A 21,361-nucleotide genomic window follows, 5' to 3' on the forward strand; every position below is an offset into this window, starting at 1 on the left:
TTTAGTGTTCAAAATTAGAACAATAAAAAATAGACCACCAAATAAATAGGAGGTTTTTCGAAAGAAGTGTGTTGAGAATTTGGGTCTTAGCCCTAGCTGCCACCTTCATCGTCGGAAAGGGACTTTCTCCATTCCTTAAATGATCGTCGGAAACTGCGTATTTCCTCCCGCAGAAGATTCAGGTATTCCTTTTCCCTTACCCCATCCTTTTCAAGCCCGGTACAATACGAATTGATGTTTCGTATCATGATATTGATGTAGGTTGCACTTTTCATCCTTTCGGAAAGTGAGCTCGAGGATTCTGCCTGGGCAATTTTCTGTGGTATAAGAATGGTATCCGTTAATAAGGAATCGGCAATAATGTCCCTAAGACTGTTGGACTTATACAGCTTTAGCAAATCCTTGTTAAAAGATACATAGGATGCAATTTCCCTGCTCATTTGACAAAGTTCCAAGGCCTTTCTGTAGACGGGCAAACTTCTGAAGCTCTGATAAGACATTATTTCTTAAACTAGCAATTGATTAGCATAAAGTTACAAACGTAAAATGTAAGTTTGCTTTGGAATATAAAGCAATTTTGTAATTTTACCTTGGATACTAATTTTTTTTACCAATAAACTTTGGATAGTAAAATAGATGATTTGAATTGGAAGATACTGGAGTGTCTTCAGCAAAATGCCCGTGAATCTTTTGCGGACATTGGAAGGAAAGTGGGCCTTTCACCACCTGCAGTTGCTGAGCGGGTAAAGAAGATGGAGGATGCAGGAATCCTAATAGGGTACAAAGCGGTAGTCTCCCATTCCCTATCCGGCTATCAACTTAAAGCCATTATTACTTTGCGTGCATTTATGGGGAAACTAAAACCATTCCTCGCCATGGTGGGCTCGCTTAACGAAGTGGTTAACTGCTACCGGATAACGGGGAACGAAAACATTGTTATGGAAGTAGTTTTAAAGGATCAATTCCATTTGGAAAAATTTATCGATAAATTAATTCAATATGGGGAAACTCGTACCCATATTGTTTTGTCACAAGTGGTTTCATACGCCCCGTTGGAAAAGGTGTCCTTTTAAATCATAATTGCACGAGATACCTCATGGGAAAAACAATTTTAAAAATTTGTCGGTAATCTATTTAATCACTTATTTTATTTTATGGAATTTGACAAACTAAACGAATATTTTCAAATAGCCATTGATAAGGCCGTTTTTTATCTTCCTAGAATCATAGCGGCGGGCTTCATACTTTGGATAGGATTCAAGATTGTGAGGAAACTGGTACAGCTGATTTCCACTGCTCTGAAGAAAACGGGTTTTTCAGAAACACTAAGGCCCTTTTTGTCTTCCACTGCCAGTATAATCCTAAAAGGCACGGTATTGTTTGTCATCGCCTCGGTTCTAGGGGCCGACCTCACTGGGCTTGTGGCTATCCTAGCGGCTGCGGGATTTGCGGTAGGAATGGCATTACAAGGCAGCCTGGGTAATTTTGCCTCCGGTATCTTGATATTAACCTTAAAGCCTTATAAGATAGGGGATTGGATACAAGTTGAAGATAAATTTGGACGTGTTGAGGAAATAGGCATTTTTAGCACTGATGTTTTGACGCCTGGGAACAAGATTTTAATCATTCCCAATTCCAAGGTTACGGATTCCGTGGTCACCAACTATTCAGAAAAAGGAATGATTCGCTTAGAATTGGAAGTCACAATGCCTTATGAGGAAAGCTTTCCCAAGGTGCAGCAAATAATATCCTCTGCTCTTCAAGGAGTCCCAAAAATATTGGAGTCTCCAAGACCGGAAATAGGAATTCTCAATTTTGATTCGCATAACATACAGCTAATAGTACGCCCTTATGTGCTTCCTGACGACTTTTGGGAAGTAACTTTTACCGCCAATAAAGCAATAAAAAGGGCGTTTAATAAAAGCAACATTGCCGTTGCATATTCGGAAGGTATAGAAATTGGAAGTATTGGGGAATAATTCACAGCTAAGGTATTTTACCTTTTTTGAAACTATTTCTACAGACCTTGTATTTTTTTGGCCGGATTTTTGATGAAACTTATGGTATGAAGAGATTTTTACTGTTCCTGGCTCTTGCTGTAGCTTTTACTTCGCATGCTCAACAAATGGCTCTAAAAAAAGGAATCATAACCGATGGTATTAAGGTTAATGATACTATTCCGGAGACTTTTGCCCTATACCTTCCCACCAATTTTGATGCTTCCAGGAAATGGCCGGTTATTTTTGTTTATGATATGAAGGGCCGAGGGAAGCAAGCCCTAAGTATGTTTGTCGGTGCGGCGGAGGAGGAGAACTATATTTTGGCGGCTTCCAATGACATTAGGGATAGCCTGTCCATTACACAAAATATTAGGATTTCCACCAGAATGTTCAACACGGTCTCATCAATGTTTCCCATTCACTCAAAACGGGGTTATACCGCTGGATTTTCCAATGGTGCACGCTTTGCAAGTTTGGTGCCCACTTTTGTAAAAAATATCCAAGGTGTTATTTCTTGTGGCGCCTCTGTCGCAAATACTGAAGTTTTGACCAGTAAAAGGCCGTTTCAATTTGTTGGAATTGTAGGAAATTCCGATTTCAATTATCCGGAGATGTTGGCCTTGGAAAAAATATTGAATAGATTAAGATTTCCCAACCAACTTTTGGTTTTTGAAGGCGAGCACCAATGGCCTACACAAGAATATCTTTCCACGGCGATGGAGTTTTTGACCCTGGCATCAATGGCCAAAGGACATATTCCAAGTGACAACGGTTTTATAAAAAAGATTTATGAGGAAAATCTTGTAATGGTCAATAACTGGGTCGCCTCACAAAAGCCTTTGATTGCAAATGGACTGTTGGATGAAGTAATCGATGTATTTAGACCACATCTGACTGTTGATTCTTTGGCAAATAGCAAAAAGGTATTAAAAAGGAGCAAGCTCTTCAAAGCACAAAATCGGGATCAAAACGCTATCTTTTTTAGGGAGACCCTTATTAGGGAAGATTATGTGTATTATTTGGAAGAGGACATCCTTACCTATAACTACAATAACCTTGGGTGGTGGAATTATCAAATGGAAGAACTTAAGAAATTGGATAAAAGCGCAAAAGTATTTGAGCGTCAAATGGGAAAACGGTTAAAAGGTTACGTCAACGCCCTTATAGAAGACAACATTGATATTATCAGTATAGAGAAAAACGTAGATAGAGAAGCTTTGATTTTTTTATGGATGTTAAAGACCATAACGGATTCTGGTGACTTTTCCTATTATCTAAAAGTGATTTCCGAAAGCTCAAAAATGGAAGATTACGGAACAGCGTTATTTTATTTGGAAGAACTCTTAAAGAATGGTTTTCAAGACAAAAAAGGACTTTACAACTTGGAGAATACGGCCCTATTGCGGATTACACCGCAGTTTAATGAAATTGTGGAGAAATACTTGAAAGAGGCCAGATATGACATTATTGACGAATAAACCTTGGAACTTCTTCCAAGTCCCAATTTATGACCAAGCCCTTGGCGATAGACTCGGCGATTTCCTTCCCATACAATAATTCGCATAGATATAGGGCAGCCTCAAAACTTTTTGCACCTCCGACCGAGGTAATGTACTTACCATCATGGACAAATAGTACTTCGTCCTTTACCTGTAGATTTGGAAACATTTCTCTATACCGGTCAATATCACTTGGGAAAGTGGTGGAGGACACATGGTCCAAAAGTCCGGCCTTGGCCAGAACAAATGCACCGTCGCAATGAGAGGTCATGAATAGCGCATTTTGATCTACACGTTTCACAAAATTCAACATTGCCGTATCCTTCAAATCCGTGTTCAGATGATGTTCCGCACTAGGTACTACCAAAATATCAATTTTGGGGAGAGAATCCTTTGTATAATCCATATCAGGTAGAATCCGTAAACCTTCAAAAGTGGTTACAGGCTCCGAGGTATTGGCTACCGTAAAGGTATTCATTGCCCGTATCCCTTTCCGATATTGGGTGTGTTGAAAAATGTCGTAAGGAGCGGTAAATTCCGTGTTATACGTGCCTTCCATAATCAAAAAAGCAACGTTATATCTATCCGGTTTAAGCTTTGGCATTATCCGTTCAAGTTCAGGTTTCTGCGTTTTTAAAGTATTGGTTCCTTCGCAGGATACTAGGGTCAATGTAGAAATCAATATGCCAAATATTTTGACCATAAAATTTTAATTTATGACAATGTACAACGCTTCGTACAAAGTACGAATTCTTAAAATTGTATTTTTGAAGAAACCTTTAGTGGAAATGCGTTTTTATACCTTTATTTTAATTTGTTTTTTTCTCAGTTGTAAACAGGGAAAAAAATACCATGACCTATCGTTACGGAAAAGTAATGATGTTCAAGTCGATGCGATTCAGGATATTTTGGATTTTCAAAATGAACTGAATAAAGAATTCAAAGACCCGGAAACATCTCCTTTACCGGATAGATATCGCAAGAATTTTGAAAGTTTGGATTTTTTTGCTCCGGATACCAACTTTATCGTTCATGCCAAATTTATTAGAACCCCGGATGCCGTTCCTTTTTTAATGCCCACCACCACGGATAGAAAATCTAAGGAAGTAGTATATGGTATTGCCCACTTTATGTTAGATGGAAAAAGGCAGCAGCTGGAAATCTATCAAAACCCGGAATTGATGCTTCAGGAAGGCTATGAGGACTATCTCTTTTTACCTTTTACGGACAAAACCAATGGTGAAGAAACCTATACCGGAGGGCGGTATATCGATTTGCGGATTCCAAGAGGCGATAATATAAAAATCGACTTCAATAGGGCCTACAATCCCTATTGTGCCTACAACAAAAAATACTCCTGTCCTATCGTGCCAGGTATCAATGCTTTGAGTACACAGATTTTGGCGGGTGTAAAAGCATTTGAACCAGATACCGAATAAAAAAAGAACCCTGACATTGCTGCCAGGGTCTTCGATTGCTCGAAATATATAAATAAATCAACCAATTAAAGGTTTAGAACTGATAGATAGCGGCCAATAAAAAAGATGAAAGACTTTTTTGAGGATTTAAATCGCTATCCAGAAAATTTCCGGATTCCTCAGATGCACTATCCAGTCGTAATTCGGGCTTGATGATTAAATCGCCAATGGTAGCACTACCCGTTAGGGTAACTGCAAAAACACTAGCATCTCCATCGGCATCCGATCCCCCGATGGCTCCGAAAAAATCGGTCTCGGTAAAATATTCGCCCCTAAGACCAATAGTAAAGTTTTCGGAAGTTGCCAATTGGGGATAAAGTGCTACCCCTGCAAAATCACCAGCACCGTCACCATCAAAATAGGCGGCGTTTATCCCTAGGAAAAATGAATCGGAGAGATCAAAACCTCCTGTAAAATCAATTTCATAAGCCCCGTTGTCAACAAGTAGGTTTAAGTATTGACCGCTATAACCCAGTTGTAGACCATAAGCATACTTTCCATCTAAATTGAGCTCGGTAACATCAGTCCGGTTCATTACGGCCAACATTAAACTAAAATCATCGGATAGTGCAAAATCGGCTTTCAACCCCGTGTGGGAAAAGGGACCGTAAGAGAATAAGTAAGATGTACTATAGTTAAAATTGGCAGAAGGTGAAATAACCTCATATCCCAAAAAGGTATTGAAATTCCCGACAGTAAGCGTAACAGCGTCGCTAACATTCCAATAGGCATATAATTGGTTAACCACATTTCCCGTTGCGGAATATATTGGAGAGTTAAAAATAGCATCCGTTCCTCTAGGTCCAAAAACCAAATCGGCCACAAAACCTACTTTTTCACCCTCATAGCCAGCAATTACATTGGCCATGCCCAAAGCAAAACCAGGTAAGTTTGCAAAGGAGGAGCCCGGGGCCGCATTTGGTGTGCCTCCAGGAGCCGAATTGTCCGCATTTAGATTTGCACGATAATAAACATCAACGGTGCCGCTAAAGGAGAATTTCTTTTCTTCCTCGTCCTCTTCTTGGGCAAACGAAACTGTTCCTACAAGCATGATTGCCAAAAGAACGACATTTTTTACGAAATTTGTATTTGTAATCGTTTTCATAAGTTTAGATTTTAGATATCCCAAAGGGATTTTTATATTGATTGATTTAAACTATTTTGAAAAAGGTTTTTTTAAACGGAGCGTTCTGCCAAACGCTCCGTTTCCTTCTCATTTTAATTAGTCATTTGTAAAATCAGGGTAAGCGTCCATACCATGTTCGTGGAGATCCAAACCTTCTACTTCTTCTTCTTTGGATACTCTTAGACCCATGATGGCTTTTAGGGCTCCTAATATAATTAAGGAAGTCACGACACAGAATGCTCCTATTATAAGCACACCGTACAACTGGGTCATAAATTGACCTCCTCCGGCCATGGACCCAAAAATACCTACGGCTAAGGTTCCCCAAATACCACAGATCAAGTGAACGGTAACCGCGCCTACGGGATCGTCCAACTTTAGTTTATCTATCAAGGCTACACCACCTACGATAATAAGACCTGCAATAAAACCAATGACCACGGCTTCATTGGGGGACATAAGGTCCGCACCTGCGGTTATACCTACCAACCCTCCAAGAATTCCGTTAAGGAACATGGTCAAATCCAAATTTTTATAAAGTACGGTTGAAAGAAAAAATGCACCGACACCACCAGCTGCAGCCGCTAAACATGTAGTTACCAACACTAGGGAAGTCAATTCGGGGTCTGCGGAAAGTACGGAACCCCCATTAAATCCGAACCAACCCAACCACAGAATAAGAACACCTGCGGTTGCCATAGGTATACTATGACCAGGGATAGCCTTGGGTTTTCCATCGTCTCCAAATTTACCGATTCGAGCACCTAGTAAGGCTATGGCTACCAATGCTGCCCATCCTCCAACGGAATGTACCAAGGTGGATCCCGCAAAATCGTAAAAGCCCCAGGAATCCAAGAAACCACCGCCCCATTTCCAGGCACCTACTATAGGATAAACTAATCCCACGTAGATTACGGTAAAAATCATGAAGGATCCAATTTTAATACGTTCTGCAACAGCTCCGGATACGATAGTAGCCGCTGTGGCCGCGAACATTCCCTGGAAAAGGAAATCCGTCCACCAAGTATATCCTCCGTCTGCATAATCAGGAGTCATACCGCCATCCGGCGCTCCGATTCCAAAACCGGCGAATTTTAGAAAACCTGAATCTCCATCTTCAAAACCAGGGTACATTAAATTGAAGCCCCAAGCATAGTAAAGCAAAAGGCCTACGGTGATAATAAAGATATTCTTAAAGAGAATATTGATTGTATTCTTTTGCCGGGTCAAGCCAATTTCCAAAAAGGCAAAGCCCGTATGCATGAAAAAAACCAAGGCCGTAGCCAACATCATCCATACATTATTTGCTGTAAATAATCCTGCGTCCATTTTATAATACGTTTAGTTAGTTTAAAATTTAGTTTATACCCGCTTGTCCGTTTTCCTTGGTACGTATCCTATAGGCCTCGATGACCTCGGATACAAATATTTTCCCGTCGCCAACGTTGCCGGTGTAAGCAGATTCTAAGATGGTATCCACGGTGCGTTGTAAAAACTCATCCGAGACTACGATGGACAAATACCTTCTCTGTATATCTGTAGTACTATAGGAAATACCACGATAGACATGTCCTTGCTTTTCATTTCCAACCCCAGTTACATCCCAGTAACTAAAGAAGTTGACCTCAATTTGATGTAATGCATCCTTGACATCATCAAATTTGGATTTTCTGATAATTGCTTCGATCTGTTTCATTGTTGATTTAATTATTTATGTTGCCAAATATTGTTAAAAAAAACATAACCCCAAAAAATTAAGGGGTATGTCATTAATTTTTATCACTATTTTAATTTAACCCCATAAATTTTATGGGTATGTCCTAAATAGATGTAAAAAAATGAAAATATGAATTGATAGGTACACACCCATTCATGGTTTTTTGAAGGAAACCTTGAAAAAGGAAGATTTTTTTAAGAAATACTCAAAAAATCAATTGAAATGATTAATAATGTTAAGAATGGGTAAAGGAAATGCGATATTGTTACATTTATAACAACTTTGCCAACCATAGACCTAAGGCAATGGCAAAGATGCCAATAACGATACTGGACAAGGTATACAATGAAAAGTGAAAGAGTTCTCCTGATGTAAGAAGCGAGTGCTTTTCAAAGGCAAAAGCCGAGAAAGTTGTAAAACCACCACAGAAGCCTGTAGCCAATATCAATATTTGATTTTGATTAAGATAATCGCCTTTTAGGGAAAGTCCTAAGATAAGTCCTATAAGTAAAGATCCCAGAACATTGACCAAGAAGGTGCCTAAAAAAAAGTATTGAAAATAATCGTTGAAAATTCTTGAGATAAGATACCTGAGCATGCTCCCAAAACCACCTCCCAAAAAGACAAGAAGAAGTTGCTTCATACCCAAAGGTAAAAAACTAAACGGCTTTCTTGTACTTAGAAGAAGCCGAATCTATGGGATAGATTTTTGAGGTAACGGAATTTTTGGCATTCCCTTCCGATCTTTTTGTCTTTTGGCCTACGCTGCTAAGACTGAAAATCATCATTAATGCGTTAATTCCGATTAAAACAAATAATATGGTAAAAAAAGTTATCATTTAAAATTACCTCTTTTAGATGATTAACGCAAAATTACGCCATTTGTTATCTTAAACGAAGAAAATTGAAAAATTGTTGTCAGAATAAACATTTTTGTGGTGAATTCAATTTTCAAGGTCAATTTTTAAGAAAGAACTTGATACAGAAAAGAATTATTATGAATACCGCGAAGCCGATAGCCACCCATTGGACTCCCTTGTAATTCTTGAGATGTAATTTTTTATCCTTTCCGTATGCTTTAATTATGAGAATAGTGAATAAAATGATGAAAAGTAGCGCAAAAATCACTTGCCCAGTGCTGAACATATACTGTATTTTTATGCAAAGCTAACGTAAAAAGTATAGGAATGAAAAGCAAAATCAGTGCGGTTGAACAGTTTCATAAATCTTTTGGCCTGGGGGTTTCCCATACCCTGAAAGCTAATTTGGGCGCAGATAAGAACCTTCTTAGGTTTAACCTTATGGACGAAGAGAATCGCGAATATCTAGAAGCTGCTACTGCGGATGATTTAACCGAAGTGGCCGATGCCTTAGGCGATATGCTCTATATTCTTTGTGGCACCATTTTAGAACATGGAATGCAACATAAGATAGAGGAGGTATTTGAGGAAATACAGCGCAGCAATATGAGCAAATTGGGAGCAGATGGTAAGCCTATTTATCGCGAAGATGGTAAAGTCCTTAAGGGCCCCAATTACTTTAAACCGGATATCCAAGGGGTCTTGGATCGTTGATTGGGATTGAATTATACATAAAACTAGTTCTGATTTTTTAGAAGTGTAATTGCCTACTTAGTTTTTATAAATCACAAACCTATACCTTAAACCGCCATCCGAACGAATCTTCGGATCGGTTATATTGAATGTCCGTTATGCGCTTTTTAAATCGTGAAGCATAGCTCTTTTCTAGCTGTGGTAGATCGTAATCGGATCCACGATAGCCAAAGGCAGCAATAGGGGAGACCACGGCTGCGGTACCTGCGCCGAACATTTCTTTTAAAGTACCGTTTTTAGCAGCTTCTACTACCTCGTTTACTTTAAGCTTTCGAACCTCTGCAGGAATACCCTCCTCCCTGGCAATTTCTAAAATACTCTTTCGGGTAATTCCATCCAATATGCGATCGCTAACCGGTCCCGTAACCAAAGTGTCTTTGATTCGAACAAAAATGTTCATGGCTCCGGCCTCTTCAATGTATTCATGCGCATTGTCATCGGTCCAGATAACCTGCTGGTATCCTTTTTCAACGGCAAGTTGTGTAGGGTAAAATTGTCCTGCATAATTTCCACCTGCCTTGGCAAAGCCTACCCCGCCATTAGCGGCCCTGGAATACGTTTCCTCTATTAAGACCTTTACTTTACCCGAGGAAAAGTAGGCACCGGAAGGTGCTGTGGCAATGATAAACTTGTATTCATCCGCTGGGGAAGCATGGAAACCTCGCCCTGAAGCAAAAATGAACGGCCGTACATATAAGGAGCTACCCTCGGATTGGGGAATCCAGTCCCGGTCCAACTGTAAAAGGGTCTTTAACCCTTCCATGAAATACTCCTTGGGCAGTTCTGGCATAGCCATCCGTTTTGAGGAAACGTTCAAGCGTTTGTAATTATCCTCAGGACGAAATAACCATATGTTATGGTCTTTATCCCGGTATGCCTTCATTCCCTCAAAAACGGATTGTCCGTAATGAAAAATTTTGGCGGAAGGATCCAAACTTATGGGTTGATAGGGCATAATCTTTGGCGCTTCCCAAGCACCGTTCCTATAATCGCAGACCAGCATATGGTCAGAGAATACGCTTCCAAAAGGAAGATTGTCAAAATCTACCGATGTAATTTTAGAGGTTTTGGTCTTCTCTATCGCAATTTTCTGGGCCGTACCGATCATCTTGATAAAATTTTAAACCATAAAATTAGTGATTTCTCTTTATCGGCTCTTCTTTTTTCGTTCAAAATTGATCAGATTTGTAGTAGGAAACTAATTTTTGTCAGAAATGAAAAGATTTAACGTTTTAGCCGCTATTTTGATGTTATATATAGGTGGTTATGGGCAAAATATCCAGAAGAGCATCGAAAATAGTGATGGAAGTGGCAAAAGAGACCTTACATTTGGAAACGCAATTGTGGCCAACGATGCAATTTCCGATAGGGATATGTATGCTAAATACCAGACCATGTCCGTTATGGACTCGTCTAAAATCAAATTCAGGGCTACCGTCACCGATGTGTGCCAGGCCAAGGGCTGTTGGATGAAGCTTAAACTAAATGATGATAGCGTAACCATGGTCCGTTTTAAGGATTACGGTTTTTTTGTGCCCAAGGATATTACTGGAAAAGAGGTGGTAGTAAGTGGAACTGCATTTGTTGAGGAAATGAGTGTCGCCGATCAAAAACACTTTGCAAGGGATGGAGGTAAGTCCGAAATGGAAATCGAAAAAATCACAGAACCCAAAAAGACCTATGGTTTTGAGGCAGTGGGGGTTTTGCTAAAAGACTAATTTGTAAGGAGTCATTACGTAAGAGTTTGCCGCTTCCAAGACATTCATTCTACCATATCCAAAACAAGCTTTTTTTAACTCTTCCATTCAGTAAAATGAAAAGAAAAGTCGTTACCACGGCAGATGGCTCAAAAACCATTTATTTGGAGGATTGGGACGAACATTACCATTCCAAACATGGTGCGGTCCAAGAAGCATACCATGTATTCATTAAAAGTGGGCTTTCTCTTTTTAAAAACAGTCCTATTTCCATTTTGGAAATCGGTTTTGGTACGGGCCTAAACGCCTTGATTACCTTTATGGAAGCGGAAAGAATGGATTTAAATATCAGTTATACCGGAGTGGAGGCATATCCACCTTCCCCGACAGAAATTGGGCAGTTAAACTATATCACAGAATTAAAAGTAAAGGAATTCCAAAGCGCTTTTGAAAAAATGCACGAATGTCCTTGGGAGGAAGATTGTGGGATTTCGAACAACTTTGTATTGCATAAACAACAGATAGATTTTCTGACCATAGATGCCAAAGCTTTGTTTGATCTGGTATATTTTGATGCTTTCGGAGCTAGGGTACAACCGGAGCTTTGGACCGATACCATTTTTGAGAAAATGTTTCTGGCCTTAAAAAAAGGAGGGATTTTGGTTACATATTCCGCTAAAGGCAGCGTACGTAGGGCCATGCAATCGGTTGGATTCATCGTGGAACGTCTGCCCGGCCCTCCGGGAAAACGTGAAATGCTCCGGGCCAAGAAACCTTAAAACGCCTTATCCCGAAAGGTAAGGCGGATTTCCAATTTACGCTGTCAACCGAAAACATAACCTTAAACAACATTGTTAAACCTTAATTAAATCTAGGTGTTCTGCTTTCTAAATCAATTAGTTTTGCATTATGAGAATTTTGATTTCAGGAGCAACGGGATTGATTGGTCGCGAAATTGTAGACCTTTGCCACTCACAAGGCATTTCCGTTAACTACTTGTCCACAAGCAAGGATAAAATTGTCTCTAGAGATAATTACAAGGGGTTTTATTGGAACCCAAGCTCCGGAGAAATAGATATGGACTGTTTCTACGAGGTCGATGCCATAATAAATTTGGCAGGATCCAGTATTTCCCAAAGATGGACATCTGATTATAAAAAGGAAATAATGTCCAGCAGAGTCAATACGGTCAGAACGTTGTACCATGCTTTGAAGAAAGTTGATAGTGACCGTATCACCTCCTTTGTTTCGGCATCCGCTATTGGCATCTATCCCAATTCCTTGACCAGCTATTATTTAGAGGATGAAAGAGAAGTGGATCAAAGTTTTTTAGGCGAAGTCGTTTTGGCTTGGGAAAAGGAAATAGATACATTAACATCTTTTGGTTTTTCTGTTGCCAAAATCCGAATCGGTTTAGTAATGGCCTCAGGAGGCGGTGCCTTGCCCGAGATGGCCAAACCTGTCAAGAATTATGTCGGAACTGGATTTGGTTCAGGCGAGCAATGGCAATCCTGGATACATATTCGTGACCTGGCCCGGATTTTCCTCTTTAGTGCGGAAAATAGATTACAAGGCACATACAATGGTGTAGGCCCTAATCCGGTTACGAATAATAAACTTATAAAGGAAATCGCCAAAGTCTTGGAGAGACCCTTGCTTTTACCGAATATTCCAAAATTCGTTATGAACGCAATTCTTGGTGAGATGTCCTACATTTTATTTGCAAGTCAGCGGGTAAGCTCTAAAAAGATAGAAGAAGAAGGTTTTGTTTTCCACCATAAGAACATTTGTAAAACCTTGGAAAATATTTACGATAGGGAGGACGAAAAAAAATCACCGGATAAACTTCTTCAAAAAGAGTTTCTCTCCTAACACGGAACAATACATTTTTCCACTTTAAGATATCCGCTTATGGCGGATTTTTTTATAAAGTTTGATGACATTTTGACATTTTTAAAGAAATGGCAGTACTTTTGCCACCTGGAAAAAAGATTGAATAATAAGTCTAAAATTATATGAGTAAGAAAGCCAAGGCAGAGGAAATGGATGGAATCGTTTCCGAAGAAAATATATCCGCGGAAGAAAATGGTCAAGATCAGGAAATTAATTCCGAGAAGAACGCACTAACGGAGGAGGAGATACTTCGGGAAGATTTGGCCAAGGAAAAAGATAAATTTCTGCGACTATTTGCCGAGTTCGAAAATTACAAAAAGAGGACTTCTAAAGAAAGGATGGACTTGTTCAAAACCGCGGGACAAGAAGTCATAGTTTCACTTTTACCGGTTATCGACGATTTTGACAGGGCCTTGAAAGAATTGGCAAAGTCGGACGATACCGAAATGTTCAAAGGGGTAGAATTGATAAGTACAAAATTAAGGGAAACCCTTAAGTCCAAAGGTTTGGAAGAAGTAGCTGTGGAACAGGGCGATACGTTCGACGCGGAAGTACATGATGCCATTACCCAGATTGCCGCACCCAATAAGAAGTTAAAGGGAAAAATTATTGATGTCATAGAAAAGGGTTATAAGCTGGGAGATAGGATAATCCGTCATCCCAAAGTGGTGTACGGAAATTAAAAACGAGGTATGAAGGAAGACTATTATGATATATTGGGAGTAAACAAAAATGCCACCGCCGCCGAGATTAAAAAGGCGTATCGCAAAAAGGCATTGGAGTATCATCCTGATAAAAACCCGGGAGATTCCCAGGCCGAAGAAATGTTTAAAAAATCGGCAGAGGCTTATGAAGTTCTTAGTAACCCGGATAAAAAAGCGCGATATGACCAATTTGGACATGCGGCCTTTGAAGGTGGAGGTGGCTTTGGCGGTGGCGGAATGAATATGGAAGATATCTTTAGCCAATTCGGAGATATCTTTGGGAGTGCCTTTGGTGGCGGTAATTTCTCCGGTTTCGGCGGTTTTGGCGGAGGAGGCCAGCGTAGGGTAAAAGGCAGTAATTTAAGAATACGTGTAAAGCTTAACTTGGAAGAAGTTGCCCATGGAGTTGAAAAAAAGGTAAAAGTTCGTAGAAAAGTCCAGGCCAAGGGCGTTACCTATAAAACATGTGGAACCTGCAACGGTAGAGGACAGGTAGCCAAGATAACCAATACCATATTGGGGCGTATGCAAACAGCTACCACTTGTACTACCTGTGGTGGTAGTGGCCAAATCCTGGATAAGAGACCTAGTGATGCCGATTCCCAGGGGCTAAAAGTAACTGAAGAAACGGTATCGATCCAGATTCCGGCCGGAGTAGAGGAAGGGATGCAGTTAAAGGTAACGGGCAAAGGGAACGAAGCCCCCGGAAACGGGATTCCAGGCGATTTGTTGGTGGCTATAGAGACCGAAGATCACAACACATTAAAACGTGAGGGAGATAATCTCCATTATGACCTGTACATTAGTATTTCCGAGGCTGTTTTGGGAACTTCCAAAGAAATTGACGCCGTAGGAGGAAAAGTTAGAATAAAACTAGAACCCGGAATTCAGTCGGGCAAGATATTGCGATTGCGTGGCAAAGGGATTTCAAGCATCAACGGATATGGAAGTGGCGACCTTTTGGTCCATGTTAATGTTTGGACCCCAAAAGAGCTTACCAAGGAACAAAAGGAGTTTTTTGAACGTATGCAGGGGAATGATAATTTTGAGCCAAAACCCGAAAAATCGGATAAATCTTTTTTCGAGAAAGTTAAAGATATGTTCTCATGACCAAATAGTATTTGGGTTTTAAATAAAAAACGTATATTTGATTTGATATTGGGAAACCAATATTAATTTTCTTTTTCATAGCAATTTTTTTCCCATCCTTAATTTCTTTAAGGGTGGGTTTTGTTTTTTAGAGAGGTTAAATTCGCGACAAGCCGATTTTGTTTTATTGGAGTGCTCCCAAAGGTACGTGGAAACTAGCCTTTATGTTAGGTATAACCAATATATTACCTGTCGCTATGGATACTGAAAGCAAAGGCGATTCACTTTCCTAGTGAATAGAAAATACCGAAAAACAGGAACACTTTTTAAAGCAATTCTATATCTTTGGCAAAATTGCTTGCATGAATAACATTTTGGTTACTAAAGAGGTTACCAAACGATTTGGAGAGCATACAGCACTGAACAAAGTATCCCTAGAAATTCCCAAGAACAGCATTTATGGACTGCTAGGCCCAAATGGAGCTGGGAAAACTACCCTAATACGAATCATAAACCAGATAGCCTTTCCTGACGAAGGCGAAGTATTTTTTGACGGGGAGCCCCTAAATGCACACCATATTGCGCAAATAGGATATTTGCCGGAAGAAAGAGGCCTTTACAAGAGTATGAAGGTCGGCGAGCAAGCCCTGTATTTGGCGCAATTAAAGGGCCTTGGTAAATCGGAAGCCAAAAAACGTCTAAAGTTTTGGTTCGAGCGATTTGAAATAGAAGGATGGTGGCATAAAAAGGTACAGGAACTTTCTAAAGGAATGGCTCAAAAAATACAGTTCATCGTAACTGTTCTCCATAGACCCAAACTTTTGATTTTTGATGAACCCTTTAGCGGTTTTGATCCTATCAACGCTAACATTATCAAGGACGAAATATTGAAACTTAAGGAAAATGGTACCTCCATAATCTTTTCTACCCACAGAATGGAGTCCGTTGAAGAGTTATGTGAATATATTGCGCTGCTCCATAATTCTGAAAAAGTATTGGATGGAAAATTATCGGATATAAAAAAGGATTACAAAAATAATGTATTTGATGTTTGCCTGGAAGTTGAAGATGGCGACTCCCTTTTGAAGGAATTGGAGGGGAAATTCAAAGTACGTTCATCAACGTATCTTCCAGGAGAAAGTCAATTGGAATTAACGGTAGAATTACCTTTTGCCGATTCCAAGGAAATGTTGGCCCACCTTTCCAGTAGAGCCAATATTGTGCGCTTTGTAGAAACTATACCTTCTGCGAATGACATTTTTATAGAAACAGTACAAAGTAAGGAGGTTCATGAATAAGCTACCTTTAATCATAAAAAGGGAATATTTGGCCAAAGTACGGAACAAGTCTTTTGTGATAATGACTTTTTTGAGCCCAATTTTAATGGTAGGTATGGTGGTTTTAATTGCCTACCTAACCAAAATAAATGACAATGAAAAAAGAATAATCGGTGTATTAAATGAAAGTGACTTCTTTTCCAACGAATTTCTAACAACGGAGACTACAGGATATGTTAATTTTAAGGATATAGCCTTGCAGTCCGCCAAAGATTCTACATTGCACATGGGGTATTATGGATTGCTTCACATACCTAAGGGTGCAAATCTTGAACAGGTAGCCAAAAATGCATTTTTTTTTAGTAAGGAAGCTCCTAGTACCAATGTTCTAGAGAGATTGGAGCGCATTTTTCAAAACCGCCTTTTCCAGCAAAGGATTCAAAATTTGGGAGTTTCCGCCAAGGAGTTTGCAAATGTGGATAATCGTTTTGAAATTAAAACAGCTACATTTTCGGGTCAGCTCAACCTTAAGGGCATTAATGAAGTCAAAGCTTTTATTGGTGGTGGATTTGGCTATCTTATAATGATGTTCATAATTATTTATGGAGGTTTTGTCATGCGAAGTGTAATTGAGGAAAAAACCAGTAGGATTATTGAAGTTATTATTTCTTCCGTTAAACCCTTTCAATTGATGATGGGCAAAATAATAGGTACTTCCCTGGCGGGTGTTACACAATTTGCCATTTGGATTCTTTCCGCTTCTTTGCTTCTATTCCTGGTATTTGCATTTTTTGGGGTAGACCTTTCGGTATTAAACAATAGTACACATTTAGCCCCGGGAATGGCACAATCCATATCCCCAATGGACGAGGACCTACAGTTGTATGCCATCGAATTCATGAAAATACCATGGTTTATGCTTATTGCATTTTTTGTCCTATACTTCATATTGGGATATTTGATTTATAGTTCCATCTATGCCGCCATTGGGGCGGCCGTGGATAACGAAACGGATACTCAACAATTTATCTTTCCAATTATACTGCCTTTGATGCTTGCCATCTATGTCGGTTTTTTTTCAGTATTCAGTAATCCTCACGGGCCCATAGCCGTTGGCTTTTCCCTATTTCCACTTACATCACCGATTGTTATGCTCATGCGGTTGCCCGGTGGGATAGGAGAGGGAGGAGTACCCATTTGGCAGCTTATCGCCTCTGTTGTATTATTGGTCGGAACATTCATAGGAATAGTCTGGTTGGCGGCAAAGATTTATAGGGTAGGGATTTTAATGTATGGTAAAAAACCGAGCTATAAGGAATTGTACAAGTGGCTAAAATATTGATCATGGTTCAGGAAGAGGGGAATAAGGTAGAGGAAATCATTAAGGAGGATATTTGGGGTGCAATAAAGGAGTTTTTGGACCTTGGCCTTCATATAGGTCAAGGCGATAAGCGCATAGATATAACTATCGGAATATTGCTACTCCTCATTGTCGCTTTTTTAGCGACCAGTTTTCTTCTCAAATGGCTACGTCGATTGTTTACCCGAAAGATGGATGTTGATGACAAACTGAAGTTCATCAGTATTTTCAAATTTATCAAGTATGTGGTGTACGTCGCCGTAATCTTGATAACCATGAGTGCTGCCGGTATAGACATTACCATACTCATTACGGCATCTGCAGCGTTGTTCGTTGGTTTAGGATTGGCGCTACAGGAACTTTTTCAGGACGTTATTGGGGGGATTTTTATCATTTTGGATAAATCCGTGCATGTAGGGGATATTGTGGAAGTGGAAGGAAAAGTAGGTAAGGTGTACGAAATAAAGTTGAGGACTACCAGGGCCATTACCCGCGATGATAAGGTAATTATAATTCCAAATCATAAGTTTATCAGTGATATTGTTTTTAACTACACCCAAAACCATACTACGACCCGTGAAAAAGTACATGTCGGTGTGGCCTATGGAAGCGATGTCGATAAGGTGACGCGCATATTGGAAGAAGTTGCCAATAACCAAAAAGGCGTACTTAAGAACCCAAGGCCATTTGTCCTATTTGAAGATTTTGGCGATTCCGCATTGCTGTTTTCCATTAATTTTTTTACAAATGACAGTTTTGGAGACCCTCGAATAAAAAGTGAAATGCGCTACAGAATAGATTCTGGGTTTAGGGAAAACAATATCACTATCCCATTTCCGCAAAGAGACGTTCATATATTCCAAGATCGGCCCATTCAATATCATCAAGTAGACAAATCCAAAAGAAAGAATGGGGATTAATTTGATCAGGGGTTTAGCAAGTCTTTTCGGGATGTTTTTAATACAAACTGTGAGTCTTTCGCAGACTACCGATTTGTTGCGAATGGAATATACGCATATCCCCGAGAATGATTTTGGGATCAGTACCTCGAGATACCGGGCTTTGTTCAATATTCCAATTAAAATGGGTAAAGAGAACTATTTGGTCGCAGGGTCCGAGTACAATACCTATCGTTTTGAATTTAACAATCCATTGCCCTTTCCTTCCGGTTCCTTGGAAGAGATTCATATTATTGATGTGAACTTGGGATACATCCTCAAATGGAATCCAAGTTGGCGATTTGTAGGCATTGCTACCCCCCGTTTGGCATCTAATTTTGTAGAAGGTATAGAGAATAATGATTTTCTCTTCAACTTTTCCGCCTTGGTATGGAAAGAAAAACCGGATATCGACAAACCTTTTCGTTTAATATTGGGACTTACTTTCAATAGTGCTACAGGGCTTCCCTTTCCACTGCCACTAATCAACTACCAAAAGAGATTTCATCCCAATTGGTCCTATTCGTTGGGTATTCCCAGAATGGATTTAAAATATTACATACGGAAGAAGCATGTTTTACAAACGGCACTATTTTTGGATGGGTATTTTGTAAATATTCAGAATGACATCCTACTTCCTGGAAATATATTGGGAACAACGGTTTCACTTTCTGCCCTGGTAAGTGCTATAGGTTACCAATATAAAATATCAAAGTATATTTCATTTTATAGTCTTTTGGGGTATTCCTTAACACAAGAAGGATTGCTAAGGGATGGTGGTCGGAACAGGGCTTATACCTTGAATGATGAGGGAAATATTTATCTTAGGACAGGATTTAAGATATCAATTTTTTAAAATTAACGCATGTCAAAAATATTGGTAATAGAGGATGAATCGGCCATAAGGAGGGTTTTGGTAAAGATTCTTTCGGAAGAGAATGATACCTATCAAGTGGAGGAGGCCGAGGATGGCCTAAAAGGCTTGGAAACTATCAAGAATAACGATTATGATCTGGTGCTTTGCGATATAAAAATGCCCAAGATGGATGGGGTTGAGGTTCTGGAGGCAGCGCGCAAAATTAAACCTGAAATTCCCTTTATCATGATATCCGGACATGGCGATTTGGACACGGCTGTCAATACCATGCGTTTGGGGGCGTTTGATTATATATCCAAGCCCCCGGATCTGAACCGGCTCTTAACCACGGTACGTAACGCCTTGGATCGTAAGGAGTTGGTTGTGGAAAACAAGATCCTTAAGAAAAAAGTGAGCAAGAACTATGAAATGGTGGGCGAAAGCAAGGAAATCACTATTATTAAGGACATGATAGAAAAGGTGGCCCCTACGGATGCAAGGGTTTTGATAACTGGTTCCAATGGAACGGGAAAAGAATTGGTAGCACATTGGATCCATGAAAAAAGCCAAAGAAGCAATGCCCCTTTTATAGAGGTCAACTGTGCCGCTATTCCTTCCGAGCTTATAGAAAGTGAACTCTTTGGTCATGTTAAAGGGGCATTTACCTCTGCTGTAAAGGACAGGGCGGGAAAGTTCGAGGCGGCCAACAAGGGCACTATCTTTTTGGACGAAATAGGGGATATGAGCCTTTCCGCTCAGGCAAAAGTACTCCGGGCCCTACAGGAAAACAAGATTTCGAGGGTTGGGACCGACAGGGATATCAAAGTTGATGTGCGCGTGATTGCGGCCACCAATAAAAACCTAAAAAAGGAAATCGAAGAAGGAAGATTCAGGGAGGATCTATACCATAGATTGGCCGTTATCTTGGTAAAGGTTCCTTCCTTGAACGAACGCAGGGAGGATATTCCATTGCTGATAGCACATTTTGCTAAAAAAATTGCATCGGAACAAGGTATAGTTCCAAAGGCTTTCTCGGACAAGGCCATTAAACTGTTGAAGACCTATGATTGGACCGGAAATATCCGTGAGCTTCGAAATGTGGTAGAGCGGCTGATAATTCTTGGCGGGAAAGAAGTTAGCGAGGCAGATGTTACCCTTTTTGCCAGCAAATAATCCATGCATATTGTAATCGATTTCAAAAAAAGGATTTAGCTCTCTTGGGTAAGACCTGAAAATTGCCTATTTGCTGCTTAGTAATTGGTCCTCACAGCCTCCCAATCGCTTCAAAGCTGCGGCTGAAATCTGCTTGGTCTTAAGATTGTAATATTTCTTTCCCTCGGTTAAATTGGGTTTTAGGAGTTGTTGTTCGCAATGGTCGTGAATTTTTTTGGCAAAGGCTTTGGCCTCCTTACAATCTACGGAATTAATTACGTTATCCAACGACTTTTGGTAGTTTACCAAGGACATATCGATCTTCTTCCTTAGGGCATTGATATCGGTATCTTTAAGAATTATCCTTTTTTTCTTTGCCATCTTGGTGTTCATTACTAAAACATCACTTGGATAAGGGCTTTCATGTGCTTCGTATGTTAAAACTGCTTCCAAGCCTTCAAGGGTATTCTCTAGAGCCCTATTCAATAATATCTTGGTGGCGCTCAAGGTAGTGGTACGCGTGGCTCTTTTCAAATTATCGAACCCTTCCTCTATATTTAGTACCGCATGCTCGCAACCACATTCCGAAAGTTGTTGTCTGGATTTAACAATAGCGTTCAAGGCCTTATAGGTATAATACCGGGCTAGATTGATATTTTCCATTGCAATGGCCTTTTCGGTCTGAGACTTAACAAAGCCAATATTAGAACCCGCATATTCGCAAGCCGGGCTGGGCTTATAGGAAGATAATAGGCAGGAAAAAAGAGCGCATAGCACTATTGTACACTTTTCCATGTTTTGATCATTTAAGGGTAAAATTTGGGACATTTTACAGTGTAAAGTTAAGCATTACAGCGTAGAGGGGCCTATTTTTTCGATAGACGGGATAACAGAACCCAAATTTTGGATGAAGCGGTTTTATTGGATGACAAACGGTCAAATTTTTTAACATTCACTGTATT

Annotated in this window: 23 protein-coding genes; 15 read left to right on the plus strand and 8 right to left on the minus strand. The window is 39.9% G+C overall.

Features of this window, described 5'->3' with window-relative positions:
- Positions 1-92: 92 nt before the first annotated feature.
- On the minus strand, positions 93-440 hold the full coding sequence (locus D7Z94_RS16955) for a hypothetical protein (RefSeq protein ID WP_317125785.1): 348 nt from the start codon (positions 438-440) through the stop codon (positions 93-95).
- A gap of 180 nt (positions 441-620) precedes the next feature.
- Between D7Z94_RS16955 and D7Z94_RS16960 the strand changes: the two genes are divergently transcribed.
- The 3 genes from D7Z94_RS16960 (at position 621) to D7Z94_RS16970 (ending at position 3,478) form a co-directional block, all read left to right on the plus strand.
- Positions 621-1,073 carry an Lrp/AsnC family transcriptional regulator gene (locus D7Z94_RS16960; RefSeq protein WP_120712751.1) on the plus strand — a complete coding sequence of 151 codons (453 nt, stop codon included), beginning with the start codon at positions 621-623 and terminating at the stop codon, positions 1,071-1,073.
- A gap of 81 nt (positions 1,074-1,154) precedes the next feature.
- Positions 1,155-1,979, plus strand: coding sequence for a mechanosensitive ion channel family protein (locus tag D7Z94_RS16965; protein ID WP_120712752.1), 825 nt, complete (start codon positions 1,155-1,157; stop codon positions 1,977-1,979).
- 86 nt (positions 1,980-2,065) lie between these two features.
- Entirely contained in the window at positions 2,066-3,478 is a 1,413-nt protein-coding gene (locus D7Z94_RS16970) for an alpha/beta hydrolase (protein WP_120713192.1), read from the plus strand.
- Here the strand turns inward: D7Z94_RS16970 and D7Z94_RS16975 are convergent.
- Positions 3,465-4,202: a DJ-1/PfpI family protein gene (locus D7Z94_RS16975; RefSeq protein WP_120712753.1), complete on the minus strand. Its 738-nt coding sequence runs from the start codon at positions 4,200-4,202 to the stop codon at positions 3,465-3,467. The genes D7Z94_RS16970 and D7Z94_RS16975 overlap by 14 nt on opposite strands.
- A gap of 85 nt (positions 4,203-4,287) precedes the next feature.
- Here D7Z94_RS16975 and D7Z94_RS16980 point away from each other — a divergent pair, with 85 nt between their 5' ends.
- Positions 4,288-4,938 (plus strand): DUF1684 domain-containing protein, encoded by a 651-nt coding sequence (locus tag D7Z94_RS16980; protein WP_120713193.1) that lies wholly within the window; start codon positions 4,288-4,290, stop codon positions 4,936-4,938.
- Positions 4,939-5,011: 73 nt separating this feature from the next.
- Here the strand turns inward: D7Z94_RS16980 and D7Z94_RS16985 are convergent, their stop codons facing one another.
- The 4 genes from D7Z94_RS16985 to crcB form a co-directional block, all read right to left on the minus strand.
- Positions 5,012-6,082 carry an outer membrane beta-barrel protein gene (locus D7Z94_RS16985; protein WP_120712754.1) on the minus strand — a complete coding sequence of 357 codons (1,071 nt, stop codon included), beginning with the start codon at positions 6,080-6,082 and terminating at the stop codon, positions 5,012-5,014.
- 117 nt (positions 6,083-6,199) lie between these two features.
- Complete coding sequence (locus D7Z94_RS16990) at positions 6,200-7,432, minus strand: ammonium transporter (RefSeq protein WP_120712755.1); 1,233 nt, start codon at positions 7,430-7,432, stop codon at positions 6,200-6,202.
- Between the two features lie 28 nt (positions 7,433-7,460).
- The gene (locus tag D7Z94_RS16995) at positions 7,461-7,799 is read right to left on the minus strand and encodes a P-II family nitrogen regulator (RefSeq protein WP_120712756.1); all 339 of its coding nucleotides are present in this window, start codon (positions 7,797-7,799) and stop codon (positions 7,461-7,463) included.
- A gap of 292 nt (positions 7,800-8,091) precedes the next feature.
- A complete protein-coding gene (gene crcB, locus D7Z94_RS17000; RefSeq protein ID WP_120712757.1) occupies positions 8,092-8,463 on the minus strand; it encodes a fluoride efflux transporter CrcB in 372 nt (123 codons plus the stop codon).
- A 544-nt stretch (positions 8,464-9,007) separates the two neighbouring features.
- Between crcB and D7Z94_RS17015 the strand changes: the two genes are divergently transcribed.
- Positions 9,008-9,394 carry a pyrophosphohydrolase domain-containing protein gene (locus D7Z94_RS17015; RefSeq protein ID WP_120712760.1) on the plus strand — a complete coding sequence of 129 codons (387 nt, stop codon included), beginning with the start codon at positions 9,008-9,010 and terminating at the stop codon, positions 9,392-9,394.
- Between the two features lie 79 nt (positions 9,395-9,473).
- Here the strand turns inward: D7Z94_RS17015 and D7Z94_RS17020 are convergent, their stop codons facing one another.
- On the minus strand, positions 9,474-10,541 hold the full coding sequence (locus D7Z94_RS17020; protein ID WP_120712761.1) for a branched-chain amino acid aminotransferase: 1,068 nt from the start codon (positions 10,539-10,541) through the stop codon (positions 9,474-9,476).
- A gap of 106 nt (positions 10,542-10,647) precedes the next feature.
- Here D7Z94_RS17020 and D7Z94_RS17025 point away from each other — a divergent pair, with 106 nt between their 5' ends.
- From D7Z94_RS17025 to D7Z94_RS17070, 10 genes are all read left to right on the plus strand, one after another.
- Positions 10,648-11,151 carry a DUF4920 domain-containing protein gene (locus D7Z94_RS17025; RefSeq protein ID WP_120712762.1) on the plus strand — a complete coding sequence of 168 codons (504 nt, stop codon included), beginning with the start codon at positions 10,648-10,650 and terminating at the stop codon, positions 11,149-11,151.
- A 95-nt stretch (positions 11,152-11,246) separates the two neighbouring features.
- Complete coding sequence (mnmD, locus tag D7Z94_RS17030) at positions 11,247-11,909, plus strand: tRNA (5-methylaminomethyl-2-thiouridine)(34)-methyltransferase MnmD (RefSeq protein WP_120712763.1); 663 nt, start codon at positions 11,247-11,249, stop codon at positions 11,907-11,909.
- A gap of 130 nt (positions 11,910-12,039) precedes the next feature.
- Entirely contained in the window at positions 12,040-13,002 is a 963-nt protein-coding gene (locus D7Z94_RS17035) for a TIGR01777 family oxidoreductase (protein WP_120712764.1), read from the plus strand.
- A 143-nt stretch (positions 13,003-13,145) separates the two neighbouring features.
- Positions 13,146-13,706, plus strand: a complete 561-nt coding sequence (locus tag D7Z94_RS17040; protein ID WP_120712765.1) for a nucleotide exchange factor GrpE — start codon at positions 13,146-13,148, stop codon at positions 13,704-13,706.
- A gap of 9 nt (positions 13,707-13,715) precedes the next feature.
- Positions 13,716-14,837 carry a molecular chaperone DnaJ gene (dnaJ, locus tag D7Z94_RS17045; RefSeq protein WP_120712766.1) on the plus strand — a complete coding sequence of 374 codons (1,122 nt, stop codon included), beginning with the start codon at positions 13,716-13,718 and terminating at the stop codon, positions 14,835-14,837.
- Positions 14,838-15,178: 341 nt separating this feature from the next.
- Positions 15,179-16,114 carry an ABC transporter ATP-binding protein gene (locus D7Z94_RS17050; RefSeq protein ID WP_120712767.1) on the plus strand — a complete coding sequence of 312 codons (936 nt, stop codon included), beginning with the start codon at positions 15,179-15,181 and terminating at the stop codon, positions 16,112-16,114.
- The gene (locus D7Z94_RS17055) at positions 16,107-17,435 is read left to right on the plus strand and encodes an ABC transporter permease (protein WP_120712768.1); all 1,329 of its coding nucleotides are present in this window, start codon (positions 16,107-16,109) and stop codon (positions 17,433-17,435) included. The genes D7Z94_RS17050 and D7Z94_RS17055 overlap by 8 nt, the downstream gene beginning before the upstream one ends.
- Positions 17,436-17,437: 2 nt before the next feature.
- A complete protein-coding gene (locus D7Z94_RS17060) occupies positions 17,438-18,373 on the plus strand; it encodes a mechanosensitive ion channel family protein (protein ID WP_120712769.1) in 936 nt (311 codons plus the stop codon).
- Between the two features lie 31 nt (positions 18,374-18,404).
- Positions 18,405-19,247, plus strand: a complete 843-nt coding sequence (locus D7Z94_RS17065) for a DUF6268 family outer membrane beta-barrel protein (RefSeq protein ID WP_120712770.1) — start codon at positions 18,405-18,407, stop codon at positions 19,245-19,247.
- A gap of 9 nt (positions 19,248-19,256) precedes the next feature.
- Positions 19,257-20,420: a sigma-54-dependent transcriptional regulator gene (locus D7Z94_RS17070; RefSeq protein WP_120712771.1), complete on the plus strand. Its 1,164-nt coding sequence runs from the start codon at positions 19,257-19,259 to the stop codon at positions 20,418-20,420.
- A gap of 66 nt (positions 20,421-20,486) precedes the next feature.
- On the opposite strand, the gene D7Z94_RS17075 is transcribed toward D7Z94_RS17070, so the two are convergent.
- Positions 20,487-21,194 carry a hypothetical protein gene (locus D7Z94_RS17075; protein ID WP_120713194.1) on the minus strand — a complete coding sequence of 236 codons (708 nt, stop codon included), beginning with the start codon at positions 21,192-21,194 and terminating at the stop codon, positions 20,487-20,489.
- Positions 21,195-21,361: the final 167 nt, after the last annotated feature.

The organism is Ulvibacterium marinum (assembly GCF_003626755.1).
Classification (GTDB): domain Bacteria; phylum Bacteroidota; class Bacteroidia; order Flavobacteriales; family Flavobacteriaceae; genus Ulvibacterium; species Ulvibacterium marinum.